Raw genomic sequence first — 25,675 nt, forward strand, 5'->3', positions numbered from 1 at the left:
CATGGCCGAGCCCGTGAACACCGACGCCCACCTGCGCGAGCGCCTGCACGAGGCCGGCTACATCGCCGACGAAGGCCTGGCCACGACGCTGTGGCTGTCCTCCCAACTGCAGCGCCCGCTGCTCGTCGAGGGCGACGCCGGCGTGGGCAAGACCGCGCTGGCGCTGGGCCTGGCGCGCGCTGGCGGCCGCCGGCTGATCCGGCTGCAATGCCATGAGGGCCTCGACCTCTCGCAGGCCGCCTACGAGTGGAACTACGGCCGCCAACTGCTGGCCATCCGCGCGCACGAGACGCAGCCCACCGGCATCCGCGAAAGCGATCTGTTCGCCCGCAGCTACCTGCTGGAGCGGCCGCTGCTGCAGGCCATCTCCAGCGACGAGCCCTGCGTGCTGCTGATCGACGAGATCGACCGCGCCGACGATGCCTTCGAGGCCTATCTGCTCGAAGTGCTGGCCGACTACCAGATCACCGTGCCCGAGCTGGGCACGCTGCGCGCCACGCACGTCCCGCAGGTCGTGCTCACCAGCAACGGCACGCGCGAGCTGTCGGACGCGCTGCGCCGCCGCTGCCTCTACCACTGGCTCGACTACCCGACCCTGGCGCGCGAGATCGCCATCGTCCGCACCACCTTGCCGCAGGCCGAGTCGCAATTGGTGGAGCAGGCCGTTGCCTTCGTGCAGCGCCTGCGCAAGGAGGATCTCGGCAAGACGCCCGGCGTCGCGGAGACGCTCGACTGGGTGCGCGCGCTGCACAGCCTGCGGCTGCAGGGCCTGCCCGACGACCCCTACGCGCTGATGCCCACGCTCGGCTGCCTGCTCAAGACGCGGGAGGACCTGTACCAGCTGAGCCCGCAGCGCGTGCTGCAGCTGGTCGAGCGGCAGCGCATCGAAGGCGTGGCCAGCCTATGAGCGCCATGCTGGCCCAGCACGCCCGCCCGCTGGAGGCCATCGGCGGCTTCGCGGCCCTGCTGCGCGAACACGGCATGAAGGTCGGCATCGCCGAGCAGATCGCCTTCGTGCGTGCGGCGCTGCTGCTGCCGGGCGGCCGGGCCCAGCAGCTCAGCAGCGCCTGGCGCGCCATCGCCTGCCGCGACCGGCGCGACTGGCGCCAGTGGCCGGAGCTGTTCGAGCGCTACTGGCAGCCCGAGCGCGTCAAGGGCAAGGTCAGCGTGAGCGGGCGGACACGGCCTTCGCGCGATCTGCGCCAGGCGGTGCGGGCGCTGCACGATGCGTTGAGCGGCGGGCCCGGCGGCAGCGGCTCGCTGGACAGCGCGCTCGATGTGCCCGAAGGCGGCGCTGACGAAGTCGCGTCGCAGCCGCGCGCCCAAGGCGGCGCGAGCCGCACTGAGGCCTTACACGACCGCTCGATGGCGATGTGGATGCCGCAGGATCTGACCCAGCTGGAGCAGCTCGCCGCACGCATGGCGGAACGCCTGCGCAAGCGCCTCACGCGGCGTTGGCAGGACGCACCGGCCGGCCGCCGGCTCGACCTGCGCCGCACGCTCCGCAGGAGCCTCGCCACCGGCGGCGTGCCCATCCAGCCGGCGTGGCGACGCCCGCGCCGCGAGCGCCCGCGGCTCTTCATCCTGGTCGACGTGAGCCGCTCGATGCAAACGCATGCGCAGCTGTTCCTGCGCATCGCGCGGGCCTTCGTGGGCACGGCCGATGCGCGTGTCTTCGTGTTCCACACGCGCCTGATCGAGATCACGCCGCTGCTGCAGCGCGACTCGGGAACGGTGCAGGAGAAGGTCAACGCGGTCACCGCCGGCTTTGGCGGCGGCACGCGCATCGCCACGAGTCTGGCCGATTTCCAGCGCAGCCATGCGCGCGCGCAGCTCGGTCGGGGCGCGCGCGTCTGGCTGCTCTCCGACGGCTTCGATGCCGACGAGCCGGACCAACTGCCCGAGCAGATGCGGCTGCTGCGCCGCCGTGGCGCACGCATCACCTGGTTCCATCCCACGGCCGCGGCGCCAGCCTCGGCCGCGGTGCAGGGCTGCGCCGGCCTGATCGAGAGTTTCGTGCCCCTGTCTTCGCTGCGCGATCTGGCGCGCGCCGAGGCGCTGATCCATTGAAGGACACCGACATGACTGCCACCTCGCTCGATTGGATTTCTTCGGCTGAGCGGCTGCGCGCCGCGGGCCAGCCCTTCGCGCTGGTGAGCGTGGTGCGCGTGGTGGCGCCCAGCTCCGCGCGACCGGGCGACAAGGCGCTCGTCACGGCGGACGGCCGCATCGACGGCTGGATCGGCGGCGGCTGCTCGCAGCCCGCCGTCGTGCGCACCGTGCGCCAGTCGCTGCAGGACGGCCAGCCGCGGATGATCCGCATCGCGCCGGCGGCCGAGGGCCACGAGCGCGAGCTGAGCGACTTGCTGGAGTTCGGCATGGCATGCCATTCGGGCGGCACGGTCGAGCTCTTCATCGACCCCGTGCTGCCGCCGGCGCATCTCGTCGTCGTCGGCGATTCGCCGGTGGCGGTCTCGCTGGCGGAGCTGGCGCCGCGGGTCGGCCTCACGGTCACGGTGATCGCGCACGATGCCGATGCGAGCCGCTTCGCCGATGCTCGCCAGGTGCTGGTCACCGATGACGCGATCGCCTTCGCCGGCGAGGTGGAGGCGGGCGCCTTTGTCGTCGTTGCCACGCAGGGTCGGCGCGATCTGCAGGGCCTGCATGCGGCGCTGTCGTTGAAGGCCCGCAAGATCTTCTTCGTGGCCAGCGCGCGCAAGGCCGACGTGCTGCGCCGGACGCTGCTCGAGTCCGAGCACGACCAGGCCGAGGTGGACGCCATCGTCGCGCCGGCCGGCCAGGCGATCGGCGCGCAGACGCCGCAGGAGATCGCGCTGGCCGTTCTGGCCGCGGTGATCGCCGCGCGGCGCAACGCGCCGGAGAAAGAGGTCGTCGAATCGCCGCGCGCCAAGCCGTCGGTCCTGCCGCTACCCGAGCTGGCGCCGATCGCCGGCTCCTGCTGCGGTGGCGGCGCCGCGAAGGAGTGATCCGGCATGGGCTGCATTCTCAAAGGGGGCGGCGGTCTCTACAGCCGGCTGGTGGTGGGCGCGGTGGTGCTCGCGGCCGGGGCCGGTGAGCGCATCGGGAATCGTCCCAAGAGCCTGCTGGAGCTGGGCGGCGTGCCGCTGATCCGGCGCACGCTGATCGCGCTGTCGGGCGCGGGTGTGGACGAGGTCGTGGTCGTGCTCGGTCACTACGCGGACGTGATCGGCCCGGCGGTCGAAAGCTTCCCGGTCACCGTCGTCCGCAATCCGCGGCCCGAGGACGGGCAGGTGTCCTCGCAACGGCTCGGCCTCGCCGCGCTGGCCGGCAAGCTGGACGCCGTGATGGTCGTGCTGGCCGATCAGCCGCTGCTCAACGCGCAAGATATCGGCGCGTTGATCGGCGCCTGGAAGAAGCGGAGCGAAGGCGCGGCCGTGGTCTACCCCGAGGTGCAGGGCGAGCGCGGCAACCCGGTGATGTTCAGCGCCGATGTCCGGGAGCAGATCCTCGCCGGCGCGGCCAACGCGGGCTGCCGCCAATGGCAGGTGAAGCACCCGGAGCTGGTGCAGCCCTTCGTCACCGACAACCGCCGCTACCGCGTGGACATCGATACGCCGGAAGACCTCGAACGCTTCGAGCGTGAGACGGGCCACGCACTGCGCTGGCCCGCCGGCGTGGCCGCCTGATCCGCGATGCACCCGGCGGCTCTGCGAACCTGCGGCGCGGCCCTGCTGATCGGCTGCTGGTTCTCGCTGGGCGAACTGGGGCAAGTCTTGACCCCCACGCTGGCCGGCGGCCTGATGCCGATCGCGGCCTGGCTGGCTTGCATCGGCTTGCTGCTGCACTTCGGGCACCAGGCGCGCTGGTTCCGCGTCGGGAGCTGCATGCCGGTCGTGAGCCGCATTCCCTGGAGGCAGCCGAGGGCCTGGCCGGCGTTCTGCGCCCGGTGCGCGATGCTGCCGATGATGGCGACCCTGCCGCTGATGGCGCTGTGGTGCGGGGGTTATGGCCTACAGCCCTGGCAGTCGCTGGCGCTGCACCTATCGGCGATGGTGTTGCCGCCGCTGGCGATCCGCCGGTTGAGCCGATGGGTGGACGAGCCCGCCTGCATCGCTGCGGCGATGGCGCTGGGCGTCGTGTTGCTGCTGGCATTGCCGGGCCTGCGCGGGCTGATGGCGCTGTCGCTATGCCAGTCGGTGGCCTGGGGCCTGGCCAGCTTCGACCGTGGCGGGCCCACGGCGGAGCGGGGCGCTGCACGGCGACTGCCTTGGGTCTTCGCGCTGGGTCCGGCGCTTGCGGCCCTGGCGCTCGGCCTTGCGATCGACATCGCCGGCCCGCAGGCGCTGGTCGTTGTCCAGGCCTCGCTGAGTCTCGTGGCCTGCTCCGGATTTCTGCTGGGGCGATCTTGTTGACATCAATCTACCAACTAGTAGAATGCATGCATGTCAGCAGAACTCTCACCCAAGGCCGCGGAGATCGTCGCGCACACGCGATCGCTGCTGGTCCGTGGCGGATACAACAGCTTCAGCTATGCGGACCTCGCCGAGCGGGTCAGCATCTCCAAGGCCAGCATCCATCATCACTTCCCGAGCAAGGCGGTGCTGGTCCAGACCGTGATTGCGCTGTATCGCCAGGAGGCGAAGACGGCGCTCGGATCGCTGCAAGGCCACTTCGACGATCCGCTGTCCGAACTCAATGCCTACGCGGACTACTGGGCCGGCTGCATCCGCAGCGGCGAGTCGCCGTTCTGCATCTGCGCCGTGCTGGCGACGGAACTGCCCAGCGTGCCCGATGAAGTCGCGGTGGAGGTGAGGGCGCATTTCCGCGACCTGAACGAATGGCTGGCGGCGCTGCTGAAGCGCGGTGTCGAGCGTGGCCAGTTCCACCTGCTCAACAGCCCGGCCGTGTCGGCGCAGGCCTTCATGGCGGTCGTGCATGGGGCGATGCTGATGGCCCGCGCGCTGGACGATCCCAAGGTCTTCCCCGCGGTCGTGCAACCGGCGATCCTGAAGCTCACCCAGTCGACCTGAATTCACCCACCGGTGGCGGCTCTTTTGGCCGCCATTTTTTTCTCACGTTAACTACCTACTAGTAGGTTTAAATGGAGACTCATCATCATGGCTCATCCTCTGTCGCCGCTGGGCATTGCCCACACCCTGATCAGCCTGCTGCCGGTCGTCGCGGGCCTGTACGGCCTGACCCGTGACCGTCGCATCGATGCCGCCAGCGGCGCCGGCAAGCTCTACCTCGCCGGGCTGACGGTGTCGGTCCTCACCTCCTTCGGTCTGTCGAGCACCGGCGGCATCAACCCCGGCCATGTGCTGGGTGTGCTGGCCTTGCTGGCGGCTTTCGGCGGTGCGTGGCTGGTGCCGGCGTTCTCGTTCCTCGGGCGGCTGCGGCCCTATCTGCAGGCCTTCGGACTCTCGTTCAGCTTCTTCCTGCTGCTGGTGCCGGGCATCAACGAGACCTTGACGCGGCTGCCCGCCGCTGCGCCGCTGGCCACCGGTCCGGACGATCCGGTGGTGCGCACGGCGCTGCTGGGCTGGCTCGTCCTGTTCATCGTCGGCTTCGTGTTGCAGAGCCGCGGCATCCGCCGGGCTACCAGCGCTTCAGGCCCAGCAGCTTCTCGCCGAGCGGAGTGAGCTCGGCGACCCGGCCGTGCTTCTTCTCCCAGCCGCGCGGGTCGCCCGGGAAGCCGGCACGGATCGGCGGTTCCAGTTCGCGCCATGAGGTGATGCGGGCCTCGCGCTCGGCCGTGTTGGCTTCCTCGGCCGGGAACATCGAGATGTACTGGGCCATCCGCACCTTGTCCTCGGTCATGTTCGGCGCCACGCCATGCGCCAGCAGCGAGTTGAAGATCATCAGGTCGCCGGGGAACAGTTCGAGCTTCTCCAGCTTGTCCTCGATGCCTGTCATGTCGGGATGGTGCGGATCGCGGTCGGCCGGCTGGGTCTTGACCCACTCGTCGAAGTGCTCGAAGAGCCAGGGCACGCACTGGAAGCCGCCGATGTCGCCGCCGTCCTGGTGCACCAGCGACAGCACGCCCTGGACCGAGATCGGCTTGGGCTCGCGCGAGGTGTCGGCGTCCCAGTGGATGAAGCCGTTCGATTTGCGCTTGCCGCGGTTGGGCGTGTTGAGGTTGGCGCGATCGATCGCCACCCACAGGTCCTCGATGTCCCAGATGTCCACGAAGGCGTCGTAGACCCGCTGCTGCATGCGGTTGTCCCACAGCAGCTGATGGTTGTAGATCTCCACCATGCCGGCATAGTTGACGGCGGCCTCCGGGTGCTCGCGCCGCGTCGTGACGTCCCAGGTCGACGGATCCTTCGGGTCCTTCTCCTCGAACTCCCAGAGCAGCGACTTCAGCCGCTCGACGTTCTCCGCCGGCACGGCATTGCGCACGATGACGTAGCCCCGGCGCTGCCAGTGGGCGAAGTCCTCGGGCGAGAGAACGCGCAGCGGAAGCCGCTTCTTCAGTTGCGACAGCTGGGTGCTGCTGCGTGTCGATGTGGGGTGGTCGTCCTGGTCGTAGTCGGTCGCGTGTGCCATCCGTGTCTCCGTCGTCTTCTGTGTGAACTGACGGCCCGAAGGTTAGGCGGGCGGCAAAACGAGCTGTTGTAGGGGACTGGCGACTACTCATACTATTCTGGCGTTCCTGCTTAAGCGCAGGTCGTACAGAGCACATTGATGAAGCCCTACCTCGAGAGAGTCCCGGTCGCCGATGGCGTGTCCTGCTCAATGCTGCACGTGCTGCGCGAGCCGATCGCGTTCGAGTGGCACCACCACCCCGAGTACGAGCTGACCCTGACCACCAACTCCCAGGGCCACCGCTTCATCGGCGACCACGTGGGCACCTACGACGATGGCGACCTGGTGATGGTGGGGCCGAACCTGCCGCACACCTGGTTCTCGTCCAACAAGCTCGACGAGGGCCAGCCCCACCATGTGATGGTCATCAAGTTCCGGCCCGAATGGGCACGCGGGCTGATGGACCTGCTGACCGAGCTGCGCGCGATCGGCGCGATGCTGGAGCGCTCGTCGCGCGGCCTGAAGTTCTCGCCCGAGGCCGCCCGCCGGGCCCGCCCGGCCATCGAGGCCCTGTTCGACAAGCCACCGGCCGAGCGCCTGCTGGACCTGATCGCGATCCTGCTGGCGCTGTCGTCCGACGCCGCCGCTGAATCGCTCGCCGCGCCCAACCAGGCGTCTTCGGTCACCGATCCGGGCGGCTCGCGCATCGACCGGGTGCTGGAGCACGTCCACGAGAACTACCGCGACGAGGTCAAGGTGGACGACCTAGCCCGCATCGCCGCGCTCAGCGCCTCGGCCTTCCACCGCATGTTCCTGCGGCAGACGCGCACGACCTTGACCGAGTACGTAATGCGCCTGCGCATCGGCGAGGCCTGCGCGCAACTGGTGGCGGACGGCCGGCCGATCGCCGGCATCGCGGAAGCGGTGGGCTACCGCTCGCTCGCCAACTTCGGGCGCCAGTTCAAAGCGCTCAAGGGCCAGACGCCGCGCGAGTACCGCAGCCGCTTCAGCCTGAAGCGCTGAGGCTGTCCAGGGTTTTCCTGGGTGTTCGATTTTTCGTCGTTCGAATAAATTGGTTTTGCAAGCAAACAAATAGAGACCGAAACGAGAGTCGGTCGTTTGCTGCGATCAATTCCCAAATACAAACCAGGAGACAGTGATATGCGTTCGAACGTGTTGAGGGCCGTTGCCGCGGCGGCCTCACTGATGGTGTTCAGTGCAGCGCAGGCCCAGAACCAGAGCGTCGAGGTGATGCACTGGTGGACCTCCGGCGGCGAGGGTGCCGCGGTCGGTGTGCTGAAGCAGGATCTGGAGAAGCGCGGCGTCAAGTGGGTGGACATGGCCGTGGCCGGCGGTGGTGGCGAGGCCGCCTCGACCGCACTGCGCGCCCGCGTGGTCGCCGGCGACCCGCCGACCGCCGCGCAGCAGCTCGGCATGAACGTGCGCGACTGGGCCGTCGAAGGCTCGCTGGGCAATCTGGACGACGTGGCCGTCAAGGGCGGCTGGGACAAGGTCGTGCCGCCGGCGGTGCAGGCCTTCGGCAAGTACAAGGGCCACTGGGTGGCCGCACCGGTGAACATCCACCGCCCGAGCTGGCTGTGGATGAATGCCAAGATCTTCAAGGACAACGGCCTGACCCCGCCGAAGACCTGGGACGAGTTCAACGCCACGGCCGACAAGCTCAAGGCCAAGGGCATCACGCCGCTGGCCTTCGGCGGCCAGGCCTGGCAGGAAACCACCGTGTGGGAAGACGTCGTGCTGGGCATCGGCGGCCCGGACTTCTACAAGAAGGCCATCATCGATGCCGATCCGGCCGCGCTGAAGTCGCCGACGATGATCAAGGTCTTCGACCAGATGCGCAAACTGCGCAGCTATGTGGACCGCAACTTCGCCGGCCGCGACTGGAACCTTGCCACCGCCATGGTGCTGAAGGGCGAGGCCGCCATGCAGCTGATGGGCGACTGGGCCAAGGGCGAGGTGATCGCCGCCAAGCAGGTGCCGGGCAAGGACATCCTGTGCAGCGTCGCGCCGGGCACGCAGGGCTCCTTCCTGTTCAACACCGACTTCTTCGCGATGTTCAACGTCTCGGCGGCCAAGCGTCCCGCGCAGCTGCTGATGGCCCAGGCCATCATGGACCCGAGCTTCCAGGTCACCTTCAACCTGGCCAAGGGCTCGATCCCGGCGCGTAACGACGTCAGCATGGACAAGTTCGACGACTGCGGCAAGCAGTCGATGGCCGACCTGAAAGCGGCCAGCGCGGCCAACCACGTCTACGGCTCGCTGGCCCACGGTCATGCGCAGCCCGCTGGCGTGCAGCGCGCCTACTTCGACGTCGTGACCAAGCACTTCAACTCCGACCAGTCCTCGCAGGCTGCCGTCGATGAGCTGGTGCGCTCGGTCGCCGCAGCCAAGTAACTCCTGAGGGTTTTGCTGGTGGTGGCCGGCGCTGCCACCAGCCTTTTTCTTCCCTTTCCTTCTCCTCTTCGGTTTCACTCGGGACGTCCATGTCACCCTTGTCGCGCTGGCTGGGCCGGCACATGGCGAAGCTGGCCCTAGCGCCCAGCCTGATCGTCATCTGCATCGCGGTCTACGGCTTCATCGCCTTCACCACCGTCCTCTCCTTCACCGGATCGAGGATGCTGCCGAACTTCAACTTCGTCGGGTGGCTCCAGTACGAGCGGCTCTGGAACTCGCCGCGCTGGATCGTGGCTGTGACGAACTTCGGCCTCTTCGCCGTGCTCTACATCGGCATCACCACGGCGCTGGGCCTGGGCCTGGCGATCCTGCTCGACCAGAAGGTGCGCGCCGAAGGCGTGCTGCGCTCCATCTACCTGTACCCGATGTCGATCAGCTTCATCGTCACCGGCGTCGCCTGGCAATGGCTGATGGCGCCGGACCTCGGCCTGGAGAAAGCCTTCCACGCCTGGGGCTGGACGAGCTTCCGCTTCGACTGGATCAAGGACGAGCAGATGGCCATCTACTGCATCGTCATCGCCGGCATCTGGCAGGCCACCGGCTTCGTGATGGCGCTGTTCCTGGCCGCGCTGCGCGGCATCAACGGCGAGATCATCCTGGCCGCCAAGATCGACGGCGCCGGCGGCCCGCAGATCTACCGGCACGTCGTCGTGCCCGCGCTGCGCCCGGCCTTCCTCACGGCCCTGGTCGTGCAGGGGCACCTCGCGATCAAGTCCTATGACCTGGTCGTGGCGCTCACCCGCGGCGGCCCCGGCTATGCGACCGAGCTGCCGTCCACCTTCATGTACGGCTACACCTTCACGCGCAACGAGATGGCCGTCGGCGCCGCCAGCGCGGTGACGATGCTGATCACGCTCGCCGCGGTGATCGTGCCCTACCTCTACAGCGAGCTGAAGAACCAAGATGCGCGCTAAGTCCTCCTTCAGACCCGGCCGGCTCTTCATCTACGCGATGCTGCTGGTCGCGGCGGTGTTCATGCTGGTGCCGCTGGTGGCGATGGTCTTCACCTCGCTGAAATCGATGCCGGAGATCACGGGCCTCGCGCCGTATTCGGGCGGCACGATCCTCAGCATCCCGGTCGATCCGAGCTTCGACGCGTGGAAGTCCGCCTGGTCCTCCGCCTGCATCGCGGTGGCCTGCGACGGCCTGCGGCCGTACTTCTGGAACACCATCGTGCTGTGCGTGTTCAGCGTCACGATCTCGGTGTCCATCGGCGCGGTGAACGGCTACGCGCTGACCAAGTGGCGCTTCAAGGGCGACAGCGTCATCTTCGCGCTGCTGCTGTTCGGCTGCTTCATCCCGTTCCAGATCGTGCTGATCCCGATCGCGCGACTGCTGGGCCTGATGGGCTTGTCGGGCTCGATGGCCGGCCTGATCGCCGTCCATGTCATCTACGGCATCTCGTTCACCACGCTGTTCTTCCGCAACTTCTACGTCACCGTGCCCGACGAGCTGATCAAGGCCGCGCGCATCGACGGCGCGGGCTTCTGGTCGATCTTCTTCCGCGTGCTGCTGCCGGTCTCGGCGCCGATCGCGGTCGTCGCGGTGATCTGGCAGTTCACCTCGATCTGGAACGACTTCCTGTTCGGCGCGTCCTTCTCCGGCCCCAACTCGCGGCCGCTGATGGTGGCGCTGAACAACCTGGTCAACACCTCCACCGGTATCAAGGCCTACAACATCGACATGGCCGCCGCCGTCATCGCCGCGCTGCCGACGATGGTGGTCTACGTGCTGGCGGGCAAGTTCTTCGTGCGCGGCCTGATGGCCGGCGCCGTCAAAGGGTAAAGAGACATGGCATCGCTGGAAATCCAACAAGTCACCAAGCGGTTCGGATCCTTGGGCATCCTGAAGGACATCAACCTCACGATCGACGACGGCGAGTTCCTCGTGCTGGTCGGCCCGTCCGGCTGCGGCAAGAGCACCTTGCTGAACATCATCGCCGGCCTGGAGCCGCTGACCAGCGGCGTGATCTCGATCGACGGCCGCTCGGTCGAGCAACTGGAGCCCAAGGAGCGGGACATCGCGATGGTGTTCCAGTCCTATGCGCTGTACCCGTCGATGACCGTGGCGCGCAACATGGCCTTCCCGCTGATGATGCGCGGCCTCTCGAAGAGCGAGCAGGCGGCCAAGGTCAGCGAGGTGGCCGACCTGCTGCAGATCAGCCACCTGCTGGAGCGCAAGCCGCAGCAGCTCTCCGGCGGCCAGCGCCAGCGGGTCGCGATGGGCCGCGCGCTGGTGCGCGATCCGAAGGTGTTCCTGTTCGACGAGCCGCTGTCCAACCTCGACGCCAAGCTGCGCGTGGACATGCGTACCGAGATCAAGCGCCTGCACCAGCGGGTGCGCAAGACCACCGTCTACGTGACCCACGACCAGGTCGAGGCGATGACCATGGCCACGCGGATCGCCGTGATGAAGGACGGCGTGGTCCAGCAGTTCGGCACGCCGGCGCAGATCTACGAGCGGCCCGCCAACACCTTCGTCGCGACCTTCATGGGCTCGCCGGCGATGAACCTGATCCCCGGCACCCTGCGTGGCGACAGCCTTTCCATCGAAGGCACCTCGCTGAGCTTCCCCGTCCCGGCGCGCTTCAGCTCGCTGCGCGTGCCGATGCAGGGCCTGCCGGTCTTCATCGGCCTGCGGCCCGAATGGATGGTGTGCGGCGACACGCCGCCCGCGGGCCACGCGGCGCTGCCGGTGACCGTCGAGGTACTGGAGCCGACCGGCCCGGACCTCTATGCCGCCGCCCGCCTTGGACCGCACGAAATCATGGCCCGCCTGGCCGCGGACGCGTCGGTCACCGTCGGCGTGCCAACGACCTTCGGTGTCGAACTCGCCAAGGTGTCGATCTTCGACCGCGAGTCCGGCATCGCACTCAACTGAAAGGAAATACAGACCATGCCGAAGAAGGAAGACCGCCGACTGCGAGTCGGCGTCCTGGGCTGCGGCCCGATCGCGCAGGCCGCTCATTTCGAGAGCTGCACCAAGGCGCGCAATGCAGACCTCTACGCCATCTGCGACGTGGCGGACGACCTGCGCGAGCGCATGGCCTGGACGCACAAGCCCGAGCGCAGCTATGCCGACTACGACGCGATGCTCGCCGATCCGCAGCTCGATGCCGTGATCATCGCCACCTCCGATGCCTTCCACGTTCCCGCGGCGATCCGTGCGCTGGAGGCGGGCAAGCATGTGCTGTGCGAGAAGCCGCTGGGCGTCACCGTCGAGGAGGTCGAATCGCTGCGCGAGGTGGCCGCGCGTAGCGGCAAGCTGCTGCAGGTCGGGCACATGAAGCGCTTCGACGCGGGCCTGCAGGCGGCCAAGGACTTCATCGACGATGGCATGGGGGAGATGCTGGCGCTGAAGGCCTGGTACTGCGACTCCACGCATCGCTATCCGATGACCGACGCGGTGCAGCCGCTGATGGTCACCAGCGCCGCGCGCAAGAAGCCCGCCGTCGACCCGAAGGCGGACATGCGCCAGTACCTGATGCTGGCCCACGGCTGTCACCTGGCCGATACGGCGCGCTACCTCGGCGGCGAGATCACGGCCGTGCGGGCGCGCCTGTCCGAGCGCTTCGGCGCGCGCTGCTGGTTTGTCGAGACCGAGTTCGCCAACGGCACCCTGGGCCACCTGGACCTGACCGTGGCCGTGCGCATGGACTGGCACGAAGGCTTCCAGATCTACGGCCAGAACGGCAGCATCCTCGCCAAGACCTACAACCCCTGGTACTACAAGAGCAGCGAGGTCGACATCTTCCACGAGAGCGACGGCACCAGCCGCCGCGTGCTCGGTGCCGACGGCCACTTCTATCGCCGCCAGCTGGAGGCCTTCGCCGACGTGCTGCTGCACGGCAAGCCGATGACCGGCGCCACGATCGAAGACGGCATCGCCTCGGTGCGGGCGATGGTGGCCATCGTGCGCAGCGTGGACAGCGGCGAGCGGGTGCGCCTGGCCGACGTCGAGGGGAGCGTCTGATGCAGCTGGGCATCTTCGCCAAGACCTTCGCCGGCACCGATCCGGCCACCGTGCTGGCCGCCGCGCGGCGCGCCGGCTACGCGACCGTGCAATACAACATGTCCTGCTCCGGCCTGCCGTCGATGCCCGATGCGATCGATCCCGCCGTGGCCACCGCCGTCGGCGCGCAGTCGAAGGCGCAGGGCGTGGCCATGGCCGCCGTCTCCGGCACCTACAACATGATCCATCCGGACCCCGCCGTTCGCACGGCGGGCCACGCGCGGCTGGAGGCGATCGCCGGTGCCTGCGCGGCCATGGGCACGCGGCTGATCACACTGTGCACCGGCACGCGCGATGCCAAGGACATGTGGCACGAGCATCCCGACAACCACACGGCTGCGGCCTGGAGCGACCTCGTCGAATCGATGCGCACGGCCATCGCCATCGCCGACCGACATGACCTGGAGCTGGGCATCGAGCCGGAGCTGGCCAACGTGATCGATTCGGCCGCGAAGGCGAAGGCGCTGATCGACGAGATCGGCAGCCCGCGCCTGCGCATCGTGCTGGACCCGGCCAACCTGTTCGAGGTGCAGCCGGTGGAGCAGCAGCGCCGCATCGTGGCGGACGCGATCGAGCTGCTGGCCGACCGCATCAGCCTGGCCCATGCCAAGGACCGCCATGCCGACGGCCGCTTCGCCACCGCCGGCACCGGCGTGCTCGACTACGCGCACTACCTCTGGTGCCTGCGCGGCGCCGGCTTCGACGGGCCGCTGATCACCCACGGCCTGGCTGAGAGCGAGGCGCCCGGTGTCGCGCAATTCCTGGAGCGCACCTGCGACGAGCTGGGCATCCTGCTGGCCACCGGGCGGGCGGCATGAGCGAGGCCTTGACCCGCTATCCGTTCGGGCCGGGGCTCCGCTATGTGGACACCGGCGGCCGCGGTGCGCCGGTCTTCCTGCAGCATGGGCTGTGCGGCAGCGCCGAGCAGACGAGCGAACTCTTCTCGACCGATACCCACGCGCGCTTCCTGACCTTGGAATGCCGCGGCCACGGTCAGTCCGCGGCGGGTGCGGTGGAAGCGCTGTCCATCGCCACCTTCACCGAGGACGTGCGCGCGCTGATCGAGGCCACGGGCCGGGAGCGCGCCGTCGTCGGCGGCGTGTCGATGGGCGCGGCGATCGCGACGCGGCTGGCGGTCAAGCACCCGGCACTTGTCCGCGGCCTGATCCTGATCCGGCCGGCCTGGATCTGCGAGCCGGCCCCGTCCAACACGGCGCCCAACGTCGAGGTCGGCCACCTGCTCGGACGCTTGCCCGCCGCGCAGGCCAAGGCCGAATTCCTCGCCGGCGAGACGGCACGGCGCCTGGCCCGCGAAGCGCCGGACAACCTGGCCTCGCTTACCGGCTTCTTCTCGCGCGAGCCGGCCGACATCACCGGCGAACTGCTGCGCCGGATCTCGCTGGACGGTCCCGGCGTCTCTGCAGATGACTTGCGCAAGCTGCAGGTGCCGGCCCTGGTGATCGGCCACATCGACGACGCCATCCATCCCATCGACATGGCGCGCGAGCTGGCAGACCTGCTGCCCGCTGCGCGCTTCGTCGAAGTCACGCCCAAGTCGGTCGATCGCAGCGCCTATGTGCGCGAGATCCGTGCCGCCATCGAACAATTCCTGCGGAGCTGCCCCCCATGAGTCGTCCCGAACCCGACTGGTTCGACCGCCTGCCCACCGACCGGCCCATCGCCGAGTTCTCCACCTGGTCCGCCGATGCGCTGCGTCTCGGCGAAGACCTGGAGCGCGTGAAGCCCTATGTCGATCTGCTGCACGTCGACGTGGCCGACGGGCATTTCGCGCCGTCCTTCCTGTTCTTCCCGGACCAAGTGGTGCGCGTGCGCAGCGTCAGCGCGGCGCCCATCCATGTGCACCTGATGGTCTCGCCCGAGATCCTGATGTCGCAGATCGATCAGTTCGCCGATGCCGGTGCCGACGTGATCACCGTCCATGCCGAATCGCACAACACGGCCGAGGCCATCGAGCGCATCCGCGCCCGCGGCCTGATGCCCGGACTGGTGCTGCAGGTCGAGACGCCGGTGGCGACGCTGGAACCCTTTCTGGACCGCGTCCAGTTCATCACGCTGCTGGGCACAGCGATCGGCGTCAAGGGCAAGGGCCTGCACGAAGAAGCGCTGAACCGCCTGCAGGAGGCCCGCGCGCTGATCGCGCGCCACGCAGCAGGCCGGCGCATGGTGCTGATCGCCGACGGCGGCATCCGCCACGAGACCGTGCCCAAGCTGCGCGAAGCCGGGGCCGATGGCGTGGTGCTGGGCTCGCTGGCCTTCGGCGATGCGGACCTGCCTGCGCGGATGAAGTGGCTGGCCGCCCTATGAATGTGCTGGCTGTTCCCGAGGCATCGTTCGCCGTCGGCATCGACCTGGGCGGCACGCAGGTGCGCGCGGCGCTGGTCGATGGCAAAGGCACCTTGCTGGCCCGTGCGGCGCTGCCGACCGACAAGGCCGGCGGCCCCAAGGCCGTGCTGGGCCAGATGCAGAGCCTGGTGCACGAGGTGAGCCGCAGCGTCGGCCTGGACAAGGTGCCCGCCGTCGGCGTCGCCTCGCCCGGCCCGCTGGACGCGCGGGCCGGCGTGATCCTGACGATCCCGACGCTGCCGGGCTGGGTCGACATCCCGCTGGTGGAGTGGCTCTCGGACTGGCTCGGCAAGCCGGTGACCCTGGGCAACGACGGCGTGGTCGCGGCGGTCGGCGAATGGCATTTCGGCGCCGGGCGCGGCCTGCAGGATTTCGTCTACGTGACGGTGAGCACCGGCATCGGCGGCGGCGTGATCGCGGACGGCCGCGTGCTGCAGGGCCGCCGCTCGCTGGCCTCGCATCTGGGCCACATGACCGTCGAGGCCAGCGGCCCGTTGTGCCAGTGTGGCAACCCCGGTTGCTGGGAGGCGCTGGCCTCGGGCACCGCGCTGGGCGCGAATGCGCGCGCGGCCGTTCTGCAGCATCCCGCCAGCCGGCTCGCCGCGCTGACGGAGCCGCTGACCGGCCAGCATGTCTTCGAGGCCGCAGCGCAGGGCGACGCGCTGGCGCAGGAGCTGGTCGCGAATGAAGGCCGCTGGCTCGGCGTCGGCATCGTCAACCTGCTGCACCTGTACAGCCCCGAGCTGGTCGTGATCGGCGGCGGCGTCTCCCACGGCTTCGAGCTGCTGCACCCGATCATCCGGCAGCACGTGGACAGCTATGCGATGCCGCCGTTCCGCTCGGTGCCGATCGTGCGCGCGGCGCTGGGCAGCGACTCGGGCCTGGTCGGTGCTGCCGCGCTGGCCTTCATGTCCCTGGCGGAGCAGCCATGAACCCGGACGCGCCCTTCGAGGCCCTGATCTTCGACTGCGACGGCACGCTCGCCGACACGATGCCGATCCACCACGAGTGCCTGGCCACCGCGCTGGCGCGGCACGGCACCACGCTGCCCTGGGACTGGTACATCGCGCGCAACGGCGTGGCCTTCACCGCGATGATCGACGAGGTCAAGCGCGAGTTGGGCCACAGCCCGGAGCCGGACGCACTGATGGCCGAGCTGCCGCAGCTCTACCGCGAGCGGGTCCACAAGGTCGAGGAGATCGCTCAGGTCGCCGCCATCGCGCGGCGGCACGCCGGCCAGGTGCCGATGGCGGTGGCTTCCAACGGCGAAGCGGAGCTGGTGCACGCGACGCTGGACGCGATCGGTCTGAAGGACCTGTTCCAGGCGATCGTCACCATCGAGGACGTGGCGCAAGGCAAGCCCGAGCCGGACGTCTATCTGGAAGCGGCGCGCCGCCTGGGCGTCGAGCCGGGGCTCTGCGTCGTGTACGAGGACAGCGACGTCGGACTCGAGGCGGCGCGGCGTGCCGGCATGCGCCGGATCGATGTGCGCCGCGGGTAGCATTGCGGCTTTTCAACCGGAGCTCCTGGGCCAACGAATATGTCGATGCCACGCGCCGTTCGGCACATCAACGAGGTCCGCGTGATCGATGCCCTGTACCGCCAGGGGACCTCGACGCGGGCCGACCTGGCGCGCGACCTGGGGCTGATGCGCTCGACCGTCGGCAACCTGATCGCCGGCCTGGTGGAGCAGGGCATCGTGCTGGAGCGCGAGGTCTCCGGCAGCACGCCCGGCGGACGCGCGGGCCGGCCCGGCCAGCATGTGCAGCTCAACCCCGGCCACTCGGCGATCTTCGGTGCCGACATCGGCATCGGCCATCTGTCCGTGGTGGCCGTCGACCTGGGCGGCCGGCTGATCGAGAGCAAAACGGTCGAGTTCGAAGGCCTGCAATCGGACGTGGAGCAGACGGTCCGCAAGCTCGCCGACATGGTGCGCCGCGCGGTCAAGCGCCTGCCGGCCGGGCAGACGCCGCGCGGCCTCTGCGTGGCCGCACCCGGCCTGATCGATCGCGATCGCCAGGTGCTGATGCGCGCGCCGATGCTGAACTGGCACGACCTTCCCGTCGGCCGCCTGCTGCGCGACGCGCTGAAGTGGGACGACGAGGTGACCCTGGAGAACGATGCGAACGCCTTCGCCGCGGCCGAGGTCTACGGACGGCGCTGGGGCAGCGTCGACGAGGCGCTGTTCGTCTACGTGGACGCCGGCGTGGGCGGCGGCCTGGTGTCGCAGGGCAAGCTGCAGCGGGGCCACAACGGCTATGCCGGCGAGATCGGCCACATCCACCTGGGCGAGCAGGGCTTCGATCCGAAGACGGCGCTCGAAGGATCGTTCGAAAGCTATGTCGGCCGCAGCGCCGTGCTGGCGCGCTACCGGCATCACGGCGGCAAGGCCTGGACCCTGGCCGAAGTCGTGACCGCGCTGGAAGCGGGGCAGGGCGCGGCGCGGAAGGTGGCCGAGGAATGGGCCTGGTGGTTCGGGCGCGGCATGGCCTCACTGATCTCGGTGCTCAATCCGGGGCGCGTAGTGCTGGGCGGGGCGGTGGCGCAGATCTACCGGCATGTCGAAGCCGAGGTGGTCGCCTCGATCCGCAAGCACTCGGTGACGCCGTATCCGCTGCCGCCGCTGGAGATGTCCACGCTGGGCGACGACGCCTGCGCGATCGGCGCGGCGATGACCCTGCACCGCAGCATGCTGGACTTCGACAAGCGCCTGGTTTTCGGCGGCGGCGCGGCACTGGCCGAAGGCACCGAGGCCTGATCTTTCCGATGGACACGGGCCTCGGCGCCCGTCCTCGGGAAAACCATTGTTCTTTTAGTTTGTTTTGCGAGCGAACATAAAGACAGAAAGAAAACATGACAGCGAGACAAGATGGGCCAGCCGCAGCGCACCACGAGCGACATGCTCCTGCCTGATCGCAGGCCTGGCGTGTCCGTGGCCTTTGCCGATGTGCGCAAGGCCTTCGGCGCGGTGCAGGTGCTGCACGGCGTCAGCTTCGACATCCAGCCCGGCACCGTCGTCGGCCTGCTCGGCGAGAACGGCGCCGGCAAGAGCACGCTGATGAAGATCCTGGCGGGCTACGAGTTGCCCAGCGGGGGCGAGGTCCGCATCGACGGGCATGCTGTGCGGCTCGACGGCCCGCGCGCCGCCGAGGCACTGGGCATCGCGATGATCCACCAGGAGTTCGCGCTGGCCGAAGACCTGACGATCGCGCAGAACGTCTTCCTCGGCCACGAGATACGGCGGGGTCTTGGCGGCATCTTCCTCGACAACGAGGCCATGCACGCCGAGACGGCGCGCGTGCTGGAGCAGGTCGGGCTGCGCGCCCGGCCGGACACGCCGGTCAAGCGCCTGATCGTGGCCGAGAAGCAGCTGGTGGAGATCGCCAAGGCGCTGCAGAAACGGGCGCGCCTCTTGATCATGGACGAGCCCACCGCCACGCTCACGCCCGGCGAGACGGAGCGCCTGTTCGCGCTGATCGCCCGGCTGAAGTCCGAGGGCGTGACGATGGTCTACATCTCCCACAAGCTCGACGAGGTGGAGCGCGTGACCGATGACATCGTCGTGATGCGCGATGGACGCTTCGTCGCCGGACGCAAGACGGCGGAGGTGACGCGCCGCGAGATGGCGAACCTGATGATCGGCCGCGAGCTGAGCGATCTCTATCCGCCCAAGAGCGCAGCCCCGGCCGGCGCGCCGCGGCTGAAGGTAACCGGCCTCACGGTGCCCGGCTGGGCCAAGGACGTGAGCTTCGAAGTCGCCGCCGGCGAGATCCTCGGTTTCGCGGGCCTGGTCGGTGCCGGCCGCACGGAACTCTTCGAGGGGCTCTTGGGCCTGCGCCAGGCCAGTGCCGGCCGGGTGGAGATCGACGGCACCGAGGTGCGCCTGCGCAGCCCGCGCGAGGCCGCCAAGCTGGGCCTCACCTATCTCAGCGAGGACCGCAAGGGCAAGGGCCTGCATGTGGACTTCGGCCTGCGGCAGAACCTCACCTTGATGGCGCTGCAGCGCTACACGAAGCCGCTGCTCGACGCGGCGGCCGAGACGGTGGCGCTGAAGACGTCGGTGGACGAATTCGGCATCCGTACCGGCAGCCTGGACATCAAGGCCTCGTCGCTGTCTGGCGGCAACCAGCAGAAGCTGGCGCTGGCCAAGGTGCTGCACCCGGATCCGCGGGTGATCGTGCTCGATGAACCGACGCGCGGCGTCGACGTCGGCGCCAAGCGCGACATCTATTTTCTGATCCAGCGCCTGGCCCGCGAGGGCAGGGCGGTCATCGTCATCTCCAGCGAGCTGATGGAGTTGATCGGCATCTGCCACCGCATCGTCGTGATGCGCGGCGGTGCCCAGCAGGCCACCTTGGCGGCCAACGAAGACATCTCCGAAGAGGTCCTGATCGCTCATGCTACGGGAACACATTGATGGAACGCACTGATCGCAGCAAGACCGCCGGCCACTGGTGGGCCCGGCTGCACGGCTTCGGGCCGGTGGCGGGGCTCGTGGCGCTGTGCATCGTCGGCACCTTGCTGAACGGCGACTTCGCCACCTTGGACAACGCGATGAACGTGCTCACCCGCACCGCCTTCATCGGCATCATCGCGGTGGGCATGTGCTTCGTGATCATCAGCGGGGGCATCGACCTGTCGGTCGGCTCGATGGCGGCGCTGATCGCCGGCGCGGTGATCATCCTGATGAATGCGCTGGGTGAAAGGTTTGGCGAGAAGGGCGGCCTCGCGCCGCTGGCCATCGTCGTGATCGGCGCGGGCTTCGCCGTGCTGCTCGGCGCGCTGTTCGGCCTGGCCCACGGCCTCCTGATCACGCGCGGGCGCATCGAGCCCTTCATCGTCACCCTGGGCACGCTGGGCATCTTCCGCGCCTACCTGACCTACTTCTCCAACGGTGGCGCGCTGACCCTGGACAACAAGCTGGCCGACACCTATGCGCCGGTCTACTACGGCGCGCTGCTGGGCGTGCCCATTCCGGTGTGGGTGTTCCTCGTCGTCGCCGTGCTCGGCGCCGCGCTGCTGAACCGCACCGCCTACGGCCGCTACGTGCAGGCGATCGGCTCGAACGAGCAGGTGGCGCGCTATGCCGCCGTCGACGTGGATCACATCAAGCTGCTCACCTACGTGCTGCTGGGCGCATGCGTCGGCATCGCGACCTTGCTCTACGTGCCGCGGCTCGGCTCCGCCTCACCCACCACCGGCCTGCTGTGGGAGCTGGAAGCGATTGCCTCGGTGATCGTCGGCGGCACCGCGCTGAAGGGCGGCGCGGGCTCCATCACCGGCACCGTGGTCGGAGCGATCCTGCTCTCGGTCATCAGCAACCTGCTGAACCTCACCAGCATCATCAGCGTGTACCTCAACGCAGCCGTCCAAGGCTTCGTGATCATCGCCGTCGCATTCATGCAAAGACGGCGCTAGCGCAGTAGTCCCACCCCAAAACCAACGGAGACAAGTCGATGAAGAAGATCACTCGCAGAATCGCTGTGGCCGCGCTCCTCGCTGCCAGCAGTGCCGGCGCCTTCGCGCAGAACAAGGTCAACCTCGGCGTGTCGATCCCGGCCGCCACGCACGGCTTCACCGGTGCCGTCGTCTACTGGGCCGGCGAGGCCAAGAGGGACCTGGAGAAGAAGTACCCGGACCTGAAGATCACCGTCCGCACCGCGGCCAACGCGGCCGAGCAGGCCAACCAGCTGCAGGATCTGCTGTCGGTGAACAAGATCAACAACCTGCTGGTCTTCCCCTTCGAGTCCGCCGCGCTGACCAAGCCGGTGGCGCAGATCCACGACAAGGGCATCTACACCGTCGTCGTCGACCGCGGCCTCTCGGACACCTCCGCGCAGGACGCCTACATCTCCAACGACAACGTTTCCTTCTCGCGCAACGCGGCCGAGTTCATGGCCAAGTCGCTGAACGGCAAGGGTGACATCGTCATCCTGCGCGGCATCGCCACCACGGTGGACACCGAGCGGGTCGACAACTTCAACGAGGTGATGAAGAACCACCCCGGCATCAAGATCATGGATGCCAAGTTCGGCAACTGGAATCGTGACGATGCGTTCAAGGTGATGCAGGACTACCTGACCCGCTTCAAGCACATCGACGCCGTCTGGGCCGCCGACGACGACATGGCCGTGGGCGTGCTGAAGGCGATCGACCAGGCCAAGCGCACCGACATCAAGCTGGTGTTCGGCGGCGCCAGCATGAAGGGCATGATCAAGACGCTGATCGACGGCACCGACCCGCGCATCCAGGGCAACATCTGGTTCAGCCCGCGCTTCATCTACGAAGCCATCCGCATCACCGCCGAGGCCCGCCTGAAGGGCGAGAAGCTGCCGGCCACGACGATCTTCCCGTCGCCGCTGGTGACCAAGGAGAACGCCAAGCAGTACTACTTCCCCGACTCGCCGTTCTGACCATGGCCCGCCCCATCACCCTCTTCACCGGCCAATGGGCCGACCTGCCGCTGGCCGAACTCGCGCCGCTGGCCAAGCGCATGGGCTACGACGGCCTGGAGCTGGCGTGCTGGGGCGACCATTTCAATGTGCGCGAGGCGCTGGACTCGCCGCGCTACGTGGCCGACAAGCGCGCGCTGCTGGCCGACCATGGCCTGCGGTGCCTGGCCATCGGCAACCACCTCGTCGGGCAGGCGGTGTGCGACCTGATCGACAGCCGGCACGAGGCCATCCTGCCCGACCACGTCTGGGGCGACGGCGACCCCGAGGGCGTGCGGCAGCGCGCCGCGCTGGAGATGCAGGCCACCGCACGCGCCGCGGCGGCCTTCGGCGTCAGGACGGTCACCGGCTTCACCGGCTCGTCGATCTGGCATTCGCTGTTCGCCTTCCCGCCGACCTCACAGGCCTACTGGGACGCGGGCTATGCGGACTTCGCGCGCCGCTACACGCCGATCCTCGATACCTTCGACGAGGTTGACGTGAACTTCGCGTTGGAGGTCCACCCGACCGAGATCGCCTTCGACATCGCCACCAGCGAGCGGGCGCTCGATGCGGTCAAGCACCACCGCCGCTTCGGCTTCAATTTCGACCCGAGCCACCTGGCCTACCAGGCGGTCGACTACATCCGCTTCATCCGCCAGTTCGGCCCACGCATCTTCAACGTCCACATGAAGGACGTGTGGTGGAACAAGGGCGACGGCACGGTGGGCACCTTCGGTGGCCATGCGAGCTTCGGCGATCCGCGGCGCAGCTGGGACTTCCGCAGCGTCGGCCGCGGCATGGTGGACTTCGAGTCGCTGATCGTGGCGCTCAACGACGTGGGCTATGCCGGGCCGCTGTCGGTGGAATGGGAAGACAGCCGCATGGATCGCGTCCGCGGCGCGACCGAGAGCGCCGCCTTCGTGCGCCGCCTCGACTTCGAGCCCGCGCACGGCGCCTTCGATGCGGTGTTTGACAAAAACAAGCAGCAAACCTCCAAGCGCGGAGGCATGGCCGGATGATGAACGCCCTGAATCGTTTCCCCCGCAAGCTGCGCTACGCGATGGTGGGCGGCGGCCTCGATGCCTTCATCGGCTCGGTGCACCGCCATGCGATGGCGCTGGATCATCACTACGAGCTGGTGGCCGGCGCGCTGTCCTCGACGCGCGAGAAGTCCATCGCCTCCGGCCGCGAGCTGGGTCTTGCCGACGATCGCAACCACGGCAGCTGGCAGGAACTGCTGGACGACGAGCTGAAGCGGCCGGCGCACGAGCGCATCGACCTCGTCGTGATCGTCACGCCCAACCACATCCACTTCGAGGTGGCGCAGGCCTTCGCCGATGCGGGCATCCACGTCGTCTGCGACAAGCCGCTGGTGCACACGTCGGAGCAGGCGCAGCAGCTGGTCGACACGGTGGCGCGCCGCGGCGTGGTCTTCGGCGTGACCTACAACTACACCGGCTATCCGATGGTGCGGCAGGCCCGCGAAATGGTGCGTGCCGGCGTCATCGGCCCGGTCCGCAAGGTGGTGATGGAGTACCACCAGGGCTGGCTGGCGACCCTGCTCGAAGCCGGCAAACACAAGCAGGCCGACTGGCGCACCGACCCGGCCCGCACCGGCATTGCCGGCGCGATCGGCGACATCGGCTCCCATGCGGAGAACCTGGTCGCCACTGTGACGGGCCTGGAGATCGAATCGCTGTGCGCGGACCTGACGACCTTCGTGCCCGGCCGCCGCGTGGACGACGACGGCAACCTGCTCCTGCGCTTCAAGGGCGGTGCGCGCGGCGTGATGGCCATCTCGCAGATCGAGGCCGGCAACGAGAACGACATCCGCCTGCGGGTGTTCGGCGAGCGCGGCATGCTCGACTGGCAGCAGGAGGATCCGAACCGCCTGATCCATGCGCCGCTCGACGGCCCGCGGATGACGCTGACGCGCGGCTCCACCTGGCTCAGCGAAGCGGCGCTGAAGGCCTGCCGCATGCCGACCGGTCATCCCGAGGCCTTCATCGAGGCCTTCGCGAACGTCTACATCGGCGTCGCGGCCGACATCCATGCGCGCGTGGCGACCGGAAAGCCGGCCACCTTGGAGGATGCAGAGTACCCGCGCGTGGAGGATGGCGCACGCGGCGTGCGCTTCATCGAGAAAACGGTGGCGTCCTCGAAGTCCGAACTGAAATGGACGCCGTTCTAGCGCCTATCAAGCGAGCCTATCAAGCCAGCTTGAAGGTCGACACCAGGCTCGTCAGGCGCAGCGCCTGCTGCTTCAGGCTGTCCGCCGCGGCGGCGGCTTCTTCCACCAGCGCGGCGTTCTGCTGGGTCACCTGGTCGAGCTGCATCACCGCGTTGCCGACCTGATCGATGCCTTCGCTCTGCTCCCGGCTGGCGGAGCTGATCTCGCCGATCATCACGCTGACCTGCTGCACCTGCTGGACGACCTTCTGCATCGTCTTGCCGGCATCGCCGACGAGACGGTTGCCGGCCTCGACGGTTTCGACGCTCTCGCCGATCAGCGTCTTGATCTCGCGCGCGGCGGTGGCCGAGCGTCCCGCCAGCGCGCGCACCTCGCCGGCCACGACGGCAAAGCCGCGGCCCTGCTCGCCGGCGCGTGCGGCCTCGACCGCAGCGTTCAGCGCCAGGATATTGGTCTGGAAGGCGATGCCGTCGATCACGCCGATGATCTCGGCGATGCGCTTGCTGGCGTTGCTGATGCGCTCCATCGTCTGCACGGCTTCGCCGACCACCTCGCCGCCCTGCACGGCCACCTGCATGGCGCTGGTGGCCATGTCGGTCGCGGCGCGCGCGGTCTCGGCGTTCTGCTTCACCGTGGCGGTGAGCTGCTCCATGGTCGCGGCCGTCTCCTCCAGGTTGCTGGCCTGCTGCTCGGTGCGCTGGCTCAGGTCGGCGTTGCCCGAGGCGAGCTGGCCCGTGCCCGTCGCGATGGATTCCGAGCTCTCGCGGACCTGCGCGACGATGTTGGAGAGCTGGCTCGTCATCTGATCCAGCGCGGACATCAGCTGCCCGGTCTCGTCCCGCGTCGTGACCGTCATGCGCGACTGGAGATCGCCGCTGGCGACGGACTTGGCCATCGCCACCGAGTCCGACAGCGGCGAGGTGATCGAGCGGGAGACCCACCACGCGAAGCCGACGGCTGCGAAGGTGGCGACGATCGTCAGGCCCACGACCATCCAGGTGCTGGAGGTGACGAGCGCGTCCGCTTCCACGGCCGCCGCCGCCATCAGCTTCTCCTGGTGATCGGACAGATCGTCGAGCGCCGCCATGTACTTGAGCTGCTGGGCGCGCATGACCTGCAGGACATGGGTGCGGGCCTCCGCCATGCGGCTCTCGCGCACATGGGCCATCAACTGCGCGAGTTCCTTGTCGAACTGCTCGCGGTCGCTGCGGACCACGTCGAGGCGCTTCTGGCCTTCGCTGCCGCCGCTGATCATCTCGTCGAGCCGGTCCACGATCGGGCCGACCTTGGCGCGCGATTTCTCCAGGCCGTCCATCTCGTTCTTGATGTCGGCCTCCTTTTCGAAGAGCAGCAGGTTGCGCGCCATGCGCGCCTGCAGGTTCACCTCTTCCTTGATGTCGCCGACCAGCTGGACCTTGACGTAGCGGTCCTCGGTCACGGACTTCAGCGAGGCGTTGATGCTCTTCAGCGAATGCACCGCCAGCATCGATACCAGGCACGACAGGACGAGGCAGACGCCGAATGCCAGGCCCAGGCGCCTGGAGATTTTCAGGTTCGAGAGAAATCGCATGGTGATGGGTCCCGTTTGGAAGCTACTTTGCAATTGTTCACACAAATGTAACGGCGCCAAGCCGCGATCGCCGCAAGCGGTGGTAGGCAAATTGCCTACAATCCGCGCTCCTCAACTTGA

26 protein-coding genes are annotated in these 25,675 nt (G+C 68.4%); 24 read left to right on the forward strand and 2 right to left on the reverse strand.

Annotation, left to right across the window (positions count from 1 at the left end):
- The first annotated feature begins 1 nt into the window (after position 1).
- From SNE35_RS22405 to SNE35_RS22435, 7 genes are all read left to right on the forward strand, one after another.
- A complete protein-coding gene (locus SNE35_RS22405; RefSeq protein ID WP_320425235.1) occupies positions 2–907 on the forward strand; it encodes an AAA family ATPase in 906 nt (301 codons plus the stop codon).
- The gene (locus tag SNE35_RS22410; RefSeq protein WP_320425236.1) at positions 904–2,070 is read left to right on the forward strand and encodes a VWA domain-containing protein; all 1,167 of its coding nucleotides are present in this window, start codon (positions 904–906) and stop codon (positions 2,068–2,070) included. Before SNE35_RS22405 ends, SNE35_RS22410 begins: the two co-directional genes overlap by 4 nt.
- A gap of 11 nt (positions 2,071–2,081) precedes the next feature.
- Positions 2,082–2,987: an XdhC family protein gene (locus SNE35_RS22415; RefSeq protein ID WP_320425237.1), complete on the forward strand. Its 906-nt coding sequence runs from the start codon at positions 2,082–2,084 to the stop codon at positions 2,985–2,987.
- Between the two features lie 6 nt (positions 2,988–2,993).
- Positions 2,994–3,668 (forward strand): nucleotidyltransferase family protein, encoded by a 675-nt coding sequence (locus SNE35_RS22420; RefSeq protein ID WP_320425238.1) that lies wholly within the window; start codon positions 2,994–2,996, stop codon positions 3,666–3,668.
- 6 nt (positions 3,669–3,674) lie between these two features.
- On the forward strand, positions 3,675–4,394 hold the full coding sequence (locus SNE35_RS22425; RefSeq protein WP_320425239.1) for a hypothetical protein: 720 nt from the start codon (positions 3,675–3,677) through the stop codon (positions 4,392–4,394).
- A gap of 30 nt (positions 4,395–4,424) precedes the next feature.
- Entirely contained in the window at positions 4,425–5,012 is a 588-nt protein-coding gene (locus SNE35_RS22430; protein ID WP_320425240.1) for a TetR/AcrR family transcriptional regulator, read from the forward strand.
- 87 nt (positions 5,013–5,099) lie between these two features.
- Positions 5,100–5,624, forward strand: a complete 525-nt coding sequence (locus SNE35_RS22435) for a hypothetical protein (RefSeq protein WP_320425241.1) — start codon at positions 5,100–5,102, stop codon at positions 5,622–5,624.
- On the opposite strand, the gene SNE35_RS22440 is transcribed toward SNE35_RS22435, so the two are convergent.
- Entirely contained in the window at positions 5,581–6,531 is a 951-nt protein-coding gene (locus tag SNE35_RS22440; protein ID WP_320425242.1) for a phytanoyl-CoA dioxygenase family protein, read from the reverse strand. The two genes, SNE35_RS22435 and SNE35_RS22440, sit on opposite strands and share 44 nt — an antisense overlap.
- 138 nt (positions 6,532–6,669) lie before the next feature.
- Here SNE35_RS22440 and SNE35_RS22445 point away from each other — a divergent pair, with 138 nt between their 5' ends.
- The 17 genes from SNE35_RS22445 (at position 6,670) to SNE35_RS22525 (ending at position 23,985) form a co-directional block, all read left to right on the forward strand.
- On the forward strand, positions 6,670–7,533 hold the full coding sequence (locus tag SNE35_RS22445; RefSeq protein WP_320425243.1) for an AraC family transcriptional regulator: 864 nt from the start codon (positions 6,670–6,672) through the stop codon (positions 7,531–7,533).
- Between the two features lie 138 nt (positions 7,534–7,671).
- On the forward strand, positions 7,672–8,925 hold the full coding sequence (locus tag SNE35_RS22450) for an ABC transporter substrate-binding protein (RefSeq protein ID WP_320425244.1): 1,254 nt from the start codon (positions 7,672–7,674) through the stop codon (positions 8,923–8,925).
- Positions 8,926–9,014: 89 nt separating this feature from the next.
- Complete coding sequence (locus SNE35_RS22455; RefSeq protein ID WP_320425245.1) at positions 9,015–9,899, forward strand: carbohydrate ABC transporter permease; 885 nt, start codon at positions 9,015–9,017, stop codon at positions 9,897–9,899.
- The gene (locus SNE35_RS22460) at positions 9,889–10,770 is read left to right on the forward strand and encodes a carbohydrate ABC transporter permease (protein ID WP_320425246.1); all 882 of its coding nucleotides are present in this window, start codon (positions 9,889–9,891) and stop codon (positions 10,768–10,770) included. The genes SNE35_RS22455 and SNE35_RS22460 overlap by 11 nt, the downstream gene beginning before the upstream one ends.
- A gap of 6 nt (positions 10,771–10,776) precedes the next feature.
- On the forward strand, positions 10,777–11,865 hold the full coding sequence (locus SNE35_RS22465; RefSeq protein WP_320425247.1) for an ABC transporter ATP-binding protein: 1,089 nt from the start codon (positions 10,777–10,779) through the stop codon (positions 11,863–11,865).
- Positions 11,866–11,880: 15 nt separating this feature from the next.
- A complete protein-coding gene (locus SNE35_RS22470) occupies positions 11,881–12,957 on the forward strand; it encodes a Gfo/Idh/MocA family protein (protein ID WP_320425248.1) in 1,077 nt (358 codons plus the stop codon).
- Complete coding sequence (locus SNE35_RS22475) at positions 12,957–13,814, forward strand: sugar phosphate isomerase/epimerase family protein (RefSeq protein WP_320425249.1); 858 nt, start codon at positions 12,957–12,959, stop codon at positions 13,812–13,814. The genes SNE35_RS22470 and SNE35_RS22475 overlap by 1 nt, the downstream gene beginning before the upstream one ends.
- Positions 13,811–14,626 (forward strand): alpha/beta fold hydrolase, encoded by an 816-nt coding sequence (locus SNE35_RS22480; protein WP_320425250.1) that lies wholly within the window; start codon positions 13,811–13,813, stop codon positions 14,624–14,626. The genes SNE35_RS22475 and SNE35_RS22480 overlap by 4 nt, the downstream gene beginning before the upstream one ends.
- Complete coding sequence (locus SNE35_RS22485) at positions 14,623–15,321, forward strand: ribulose-phosphate 3-epimerase (RefSeq protein WP_320425251.1); 699 nt, start codon at positions 14,623–14,625, stop codon at positions 15,319–15,321. Before SNE35_RS22480 ends, SNE35_RS22485 begins: the two co-directional genes overlap by 4 nt.
- Positions 15,318–16,292: an ROK family protein gene (locus tag SNE35_RS22490; RefSeq protein WP_320425252.1), complete on the forward strand. Its 975-nt coding sequence runs from the start codon at positions 15,318–15,320 to the stop codon at positions 16,290–16,292. Before SNE35_RS22485 ends, SNE35_RS22490 begins: the two co-directional genes overlap by 4 nt.
- Positions 16,289–16,861 carry an HAD family hydrolase gene (locus SNE35_RS22495; RefSeq protein WP_320425253.1) on the forward strand — a complete coding sequence of 191 codons (573 nt, stop codon included), beginning with the start codon at positions 16,289–16,291 and terminating at the stop codon, positions 16,859–16,861. The genes SNE35_RS22490 and SNE35_RS22495 overlap by 4 nt, the downstream gene beginning before the upstream one ends.
- Positions 16,862–16,906: 45 nt before the next feature.
- A complete protein-coding gene (locus tag SNE35_RS22500) occupies positions 16,907–18,118 on the forward strand; it encodes an ROK family transcriptional regulator (protein WP_320425254.1) in 1,212 nt (403 codons plus the stop codon).
- A 141-nt stretch (positions 18,119–18,259) separates the two neighbouring features.
- Positions 18,260–19,777: a sugar ABC transporter ATP-binding protein gene (locus SNE35_RS22505; protein WP_320425255.1), complete on the forward strand. Its 1,518-nt coding sequence runs from the start codon at positions 18,260–18,262 to the stop codon at positions 19,775–19,777.
- Complete coding sequence (locus SNE35_RS22510) at positions 19,777–20,778, forward strand: ABC transporter permease (protein ID WP_320425256.1); 1,002 nt, start codon at positions 19,777–19,779, stop codon at positions 20,776–20,778. The genes SNE35_RS22505 and SNE35_RS22510 overlap by 1 nt, the downstream gene beginning before the upstream one ends.
- Before the next feature lie 38 nt (positions 20,779–20,816).
- Complete coding sequence (locus tag SNE35_RS22515) at positions 20,817–21,773, forward strand: substrate-binding domain-containing protein (protein WP_320425257.1); 957 nt, start codon at positions 20,817–20,819, stop codon at positions 21,771–21,773.
- A gap of 2 nt (positions 21,774–21,775) precedes the next feature.
- Positions 21,776–22,813 carry a sugar phosphate isomerase/epimerase family protein gene (locus SNE35_RS22520; protein WP_320425258.1) on the forward strand — a complete coding sequence of 346 codons (1,038 nt, stop codon included), beginning with the start codon at positions 21,776–21,778 and terminating at the stop codon, positions 22,811–22,813.
- Positions 22,810–23,985, forward strand: a complete 1,176-nt coding sequence (locus SNE35_RS22525) for a Gfo/Idh/MocA family protein (RefSeq protein ID WP_320425259.1) — start codon at positions 22,810–22,812, stop codon at positions 23,983–23,985. Before SNE35_RS22520 ends, SNE35_RS22525 begins: the two co-directional genes overlap by 4 nt.
- Positions 23,986–24,004: 19 nt before the next feature.
- Here the strand turns inward: SNE35_RS22525 and SNE35_RS22530 are convergent, their stop codons facing one another.
- Positions 24,005–25,555, reverse strand: coding sequence for a methyl-accepting chemotaxis protein (locus SNE35_RS22530; protein WP_320425260.1), 1,551 nt, complete (start codon positions 25,553–25,555; stop codon positions 24,005–24,007).
- Between the last annotated feature and the right edge of the window lie 120 nt (positions 25,556–25,675).

Source organism: Roseateles agri (assembly GCF_034043675.1).
In the GTDB taxonomy this organism is placed as follows: domain Bacteria; phylum Pseudomonadota; class Gammaproteobacteria; order Burkholderiales; family Burkholderiaceae_C; genus KK5.

Excerpts from the sequence above, each read along its gene's own strand:
- SNE35_RS22510 (WP_320425256.1), top strand. The coding sequence starts at position 19,777 with ATGGAACGCACTGATCGCAGCAAGACCGCCGGCCACTGGTGGGCCCGG.
- SNE35_RS22480 (WP_320425250.1), top strand. The coding sequence starts at position 13,811 with ATGAGCGAGGCCTTGACCCGCTATCCGTTCGGGCCGGGGCTCCGCTAT.
- SNE35_RS22420 (WP_320425238.1), top strand. The coding sequence starts at position 2,994 with ATGGGCTGCATTCTCAAAGGGGGCGGCGGTCTCTACAGCCGGCTGGTG.
- SNE35_RS22410 (WP_320425236.1), top strand. The coding sequence starts at position 904 with ATGAGCGCCATGCTGGCCCAGCACGCCCGCCCGCTGGAGGCCATCGGC.
- SNE35_RS22455 (WP_320425245.1), top strand. The coding sequence starts at position 9,015 with ATGTCACCCTTGTCGCGCTGGCTGGGCCGGCACATGGCGAAGCTGGCC.
- SNE35_RS22515 (WP_320425257.1), top strand. The coding sequence starts at position 20,817 with ATGAAGAAGATCACTCGCAGAATCGCTGTGGCCGCGCTCCTCGCTGCC.
- SNE35_RS22415 (WP_320425237.1), top strand. The coding sequence starts at position 2,082 with ATGACTGCCACCTCGCTCGATTGGATTTCTTCGGCTGAGCGGCTGCGC.
- SNE35_RS22435 (WP_320425241.1), top strand. The coding sequence starts at position 5,100 with ATGGCTCATCCTCTGTCGCCGCTGGGCATTGCCCACACCCTGATCAGC.
- SNE35_RS22465 (WP_320425247.1), top strand. The coding sequence starts at position 10,777 with ATGGCATCGCTGGAAATCCAACAAGTCACCAAGCGGTTCGGATCCTTG.
- SNE35_RS22520 (WP_320425258.1), top strand. The coding sequence starts at position 21,776 with ATGGCCCGCCCCATCACCCTCTTCACCGGCCAATGGGCCGACCTGCCG.
- SNE35_RS22470 (WP_320425248.1), top strand. The coding sequence starts at position 11,881 with ATGCCGAAGAAGGAAGACCGCCGACTGCGAGTCGGCGTCCTGGGCTGC.
- SNE35_RS22485 (WP_320425251.1), top strand. The coding sequence starts at position 14,623 with ATGAGTCGTCCCGAACCCGACTGGTTCGACCGCCTGCCCACCGACCGG.
- SNE35_RS22490 (WP_320425252.1), top strand. The coding sequence starts at position 15,318 with ATGAATGTGCTGGCTGTTCCCGAGGCATCGTTCGCCGTCGGCATCGAC.
- SNE35_RS22445 (WP_320425243.1), top strand. The coding sequence starts at position 6,670 with ATGAAGCCCTACCTCGAGAGAGTCCCGGTCGCCGATGGCGTGTCCTGC.
- SNE35_RS22440 (WP_320425242.1), bottom strand. The coding sequence starts at position 6,531 with ATGGCACACGCGACCGACTACGACCAGGACGACCACCCCACATCGACA.
- SNE35_RS22530 (WP_320425260.1), bottom strand. The coding sequence starts at position 25,555 with ATGCGATTTCTCTCGAACCTGAAAATCTCCAGGCGCCTGGGCCTGGCA.
- SNE35_RS22500 (WP_320425254.1), top strand. The coding sequence starts at position 16,907 with ATGCCACGCGCCGTTCGGCACATCAACGAGGTCCGCGTGATCGATGCC.
- SNE35_RS22475 (WP_320425249.1), top strand. The coding sequence starts at position 12,957 with ATGCAGCTGGGCATCTTCGCCAAGACCTTCGCCGGCACCGATCCGGCC.
- SNE35_RS22525 (WP_320425259.1), top strand. The coding sequence starts at position 22,810 with ATGATGAACGCCCTGAATCGTTTCCCCCGCAAGCTGCGCTACGCGATG.
- SNE35_RS22450 (WP_320425244.1), top strand. The coding sequence starts at position 7,672 with ATGCGTTCGAACGTGTTGAGGGCCGTTGCCGCGGCGGCCTCACTGATG.
- SNE35_RS22430 (WP_320425240.1), top strand. The coding sequence starts at position 4,425 with ATGTCAGCAGAACTCTCACCCAAGGCCGCGGAGATCGTCGCGCACACG.
- SNE35_RS22405 (WP_320425235.1), top strand. The coding sequence starts at position 2 with ATGGCCGAGCCCGTGAACACCGACGCCCACCTGCGCGAGCGCCTGCAC.
- SNE35_RS22460 (WP_320425246.1), top strand. The coding sequence starts at position 9,889 with ATGCGCGCTAAGTCCTCCTTCAGACCCGGCCGGCTCTTCATCTACGCG.
- SNE35_RS22505 (WP_320425255.1), top strand. The coding sequence starts at position 18,260 with ATGCTCCTGCCTGATCGCAGGCCTGGCGTGTCCGTGGCCTTTGCCGAT.
- SNE35_RS22425 (WP_320425239.1), top strand. The coding sequence starts at position 3,675 with ATGCACCCGGCGGCTCTGCGAACCTGCGGCGCGGCCCTGCTGATCGGC.
- SNE35_RS22495 (WP_320425253.1), top strand. The coding sequence starts at position 16,289 with ATGAACCCGGACGCGCCCTTCGAGGCCCTGATCTTCGACTGCGACGGC.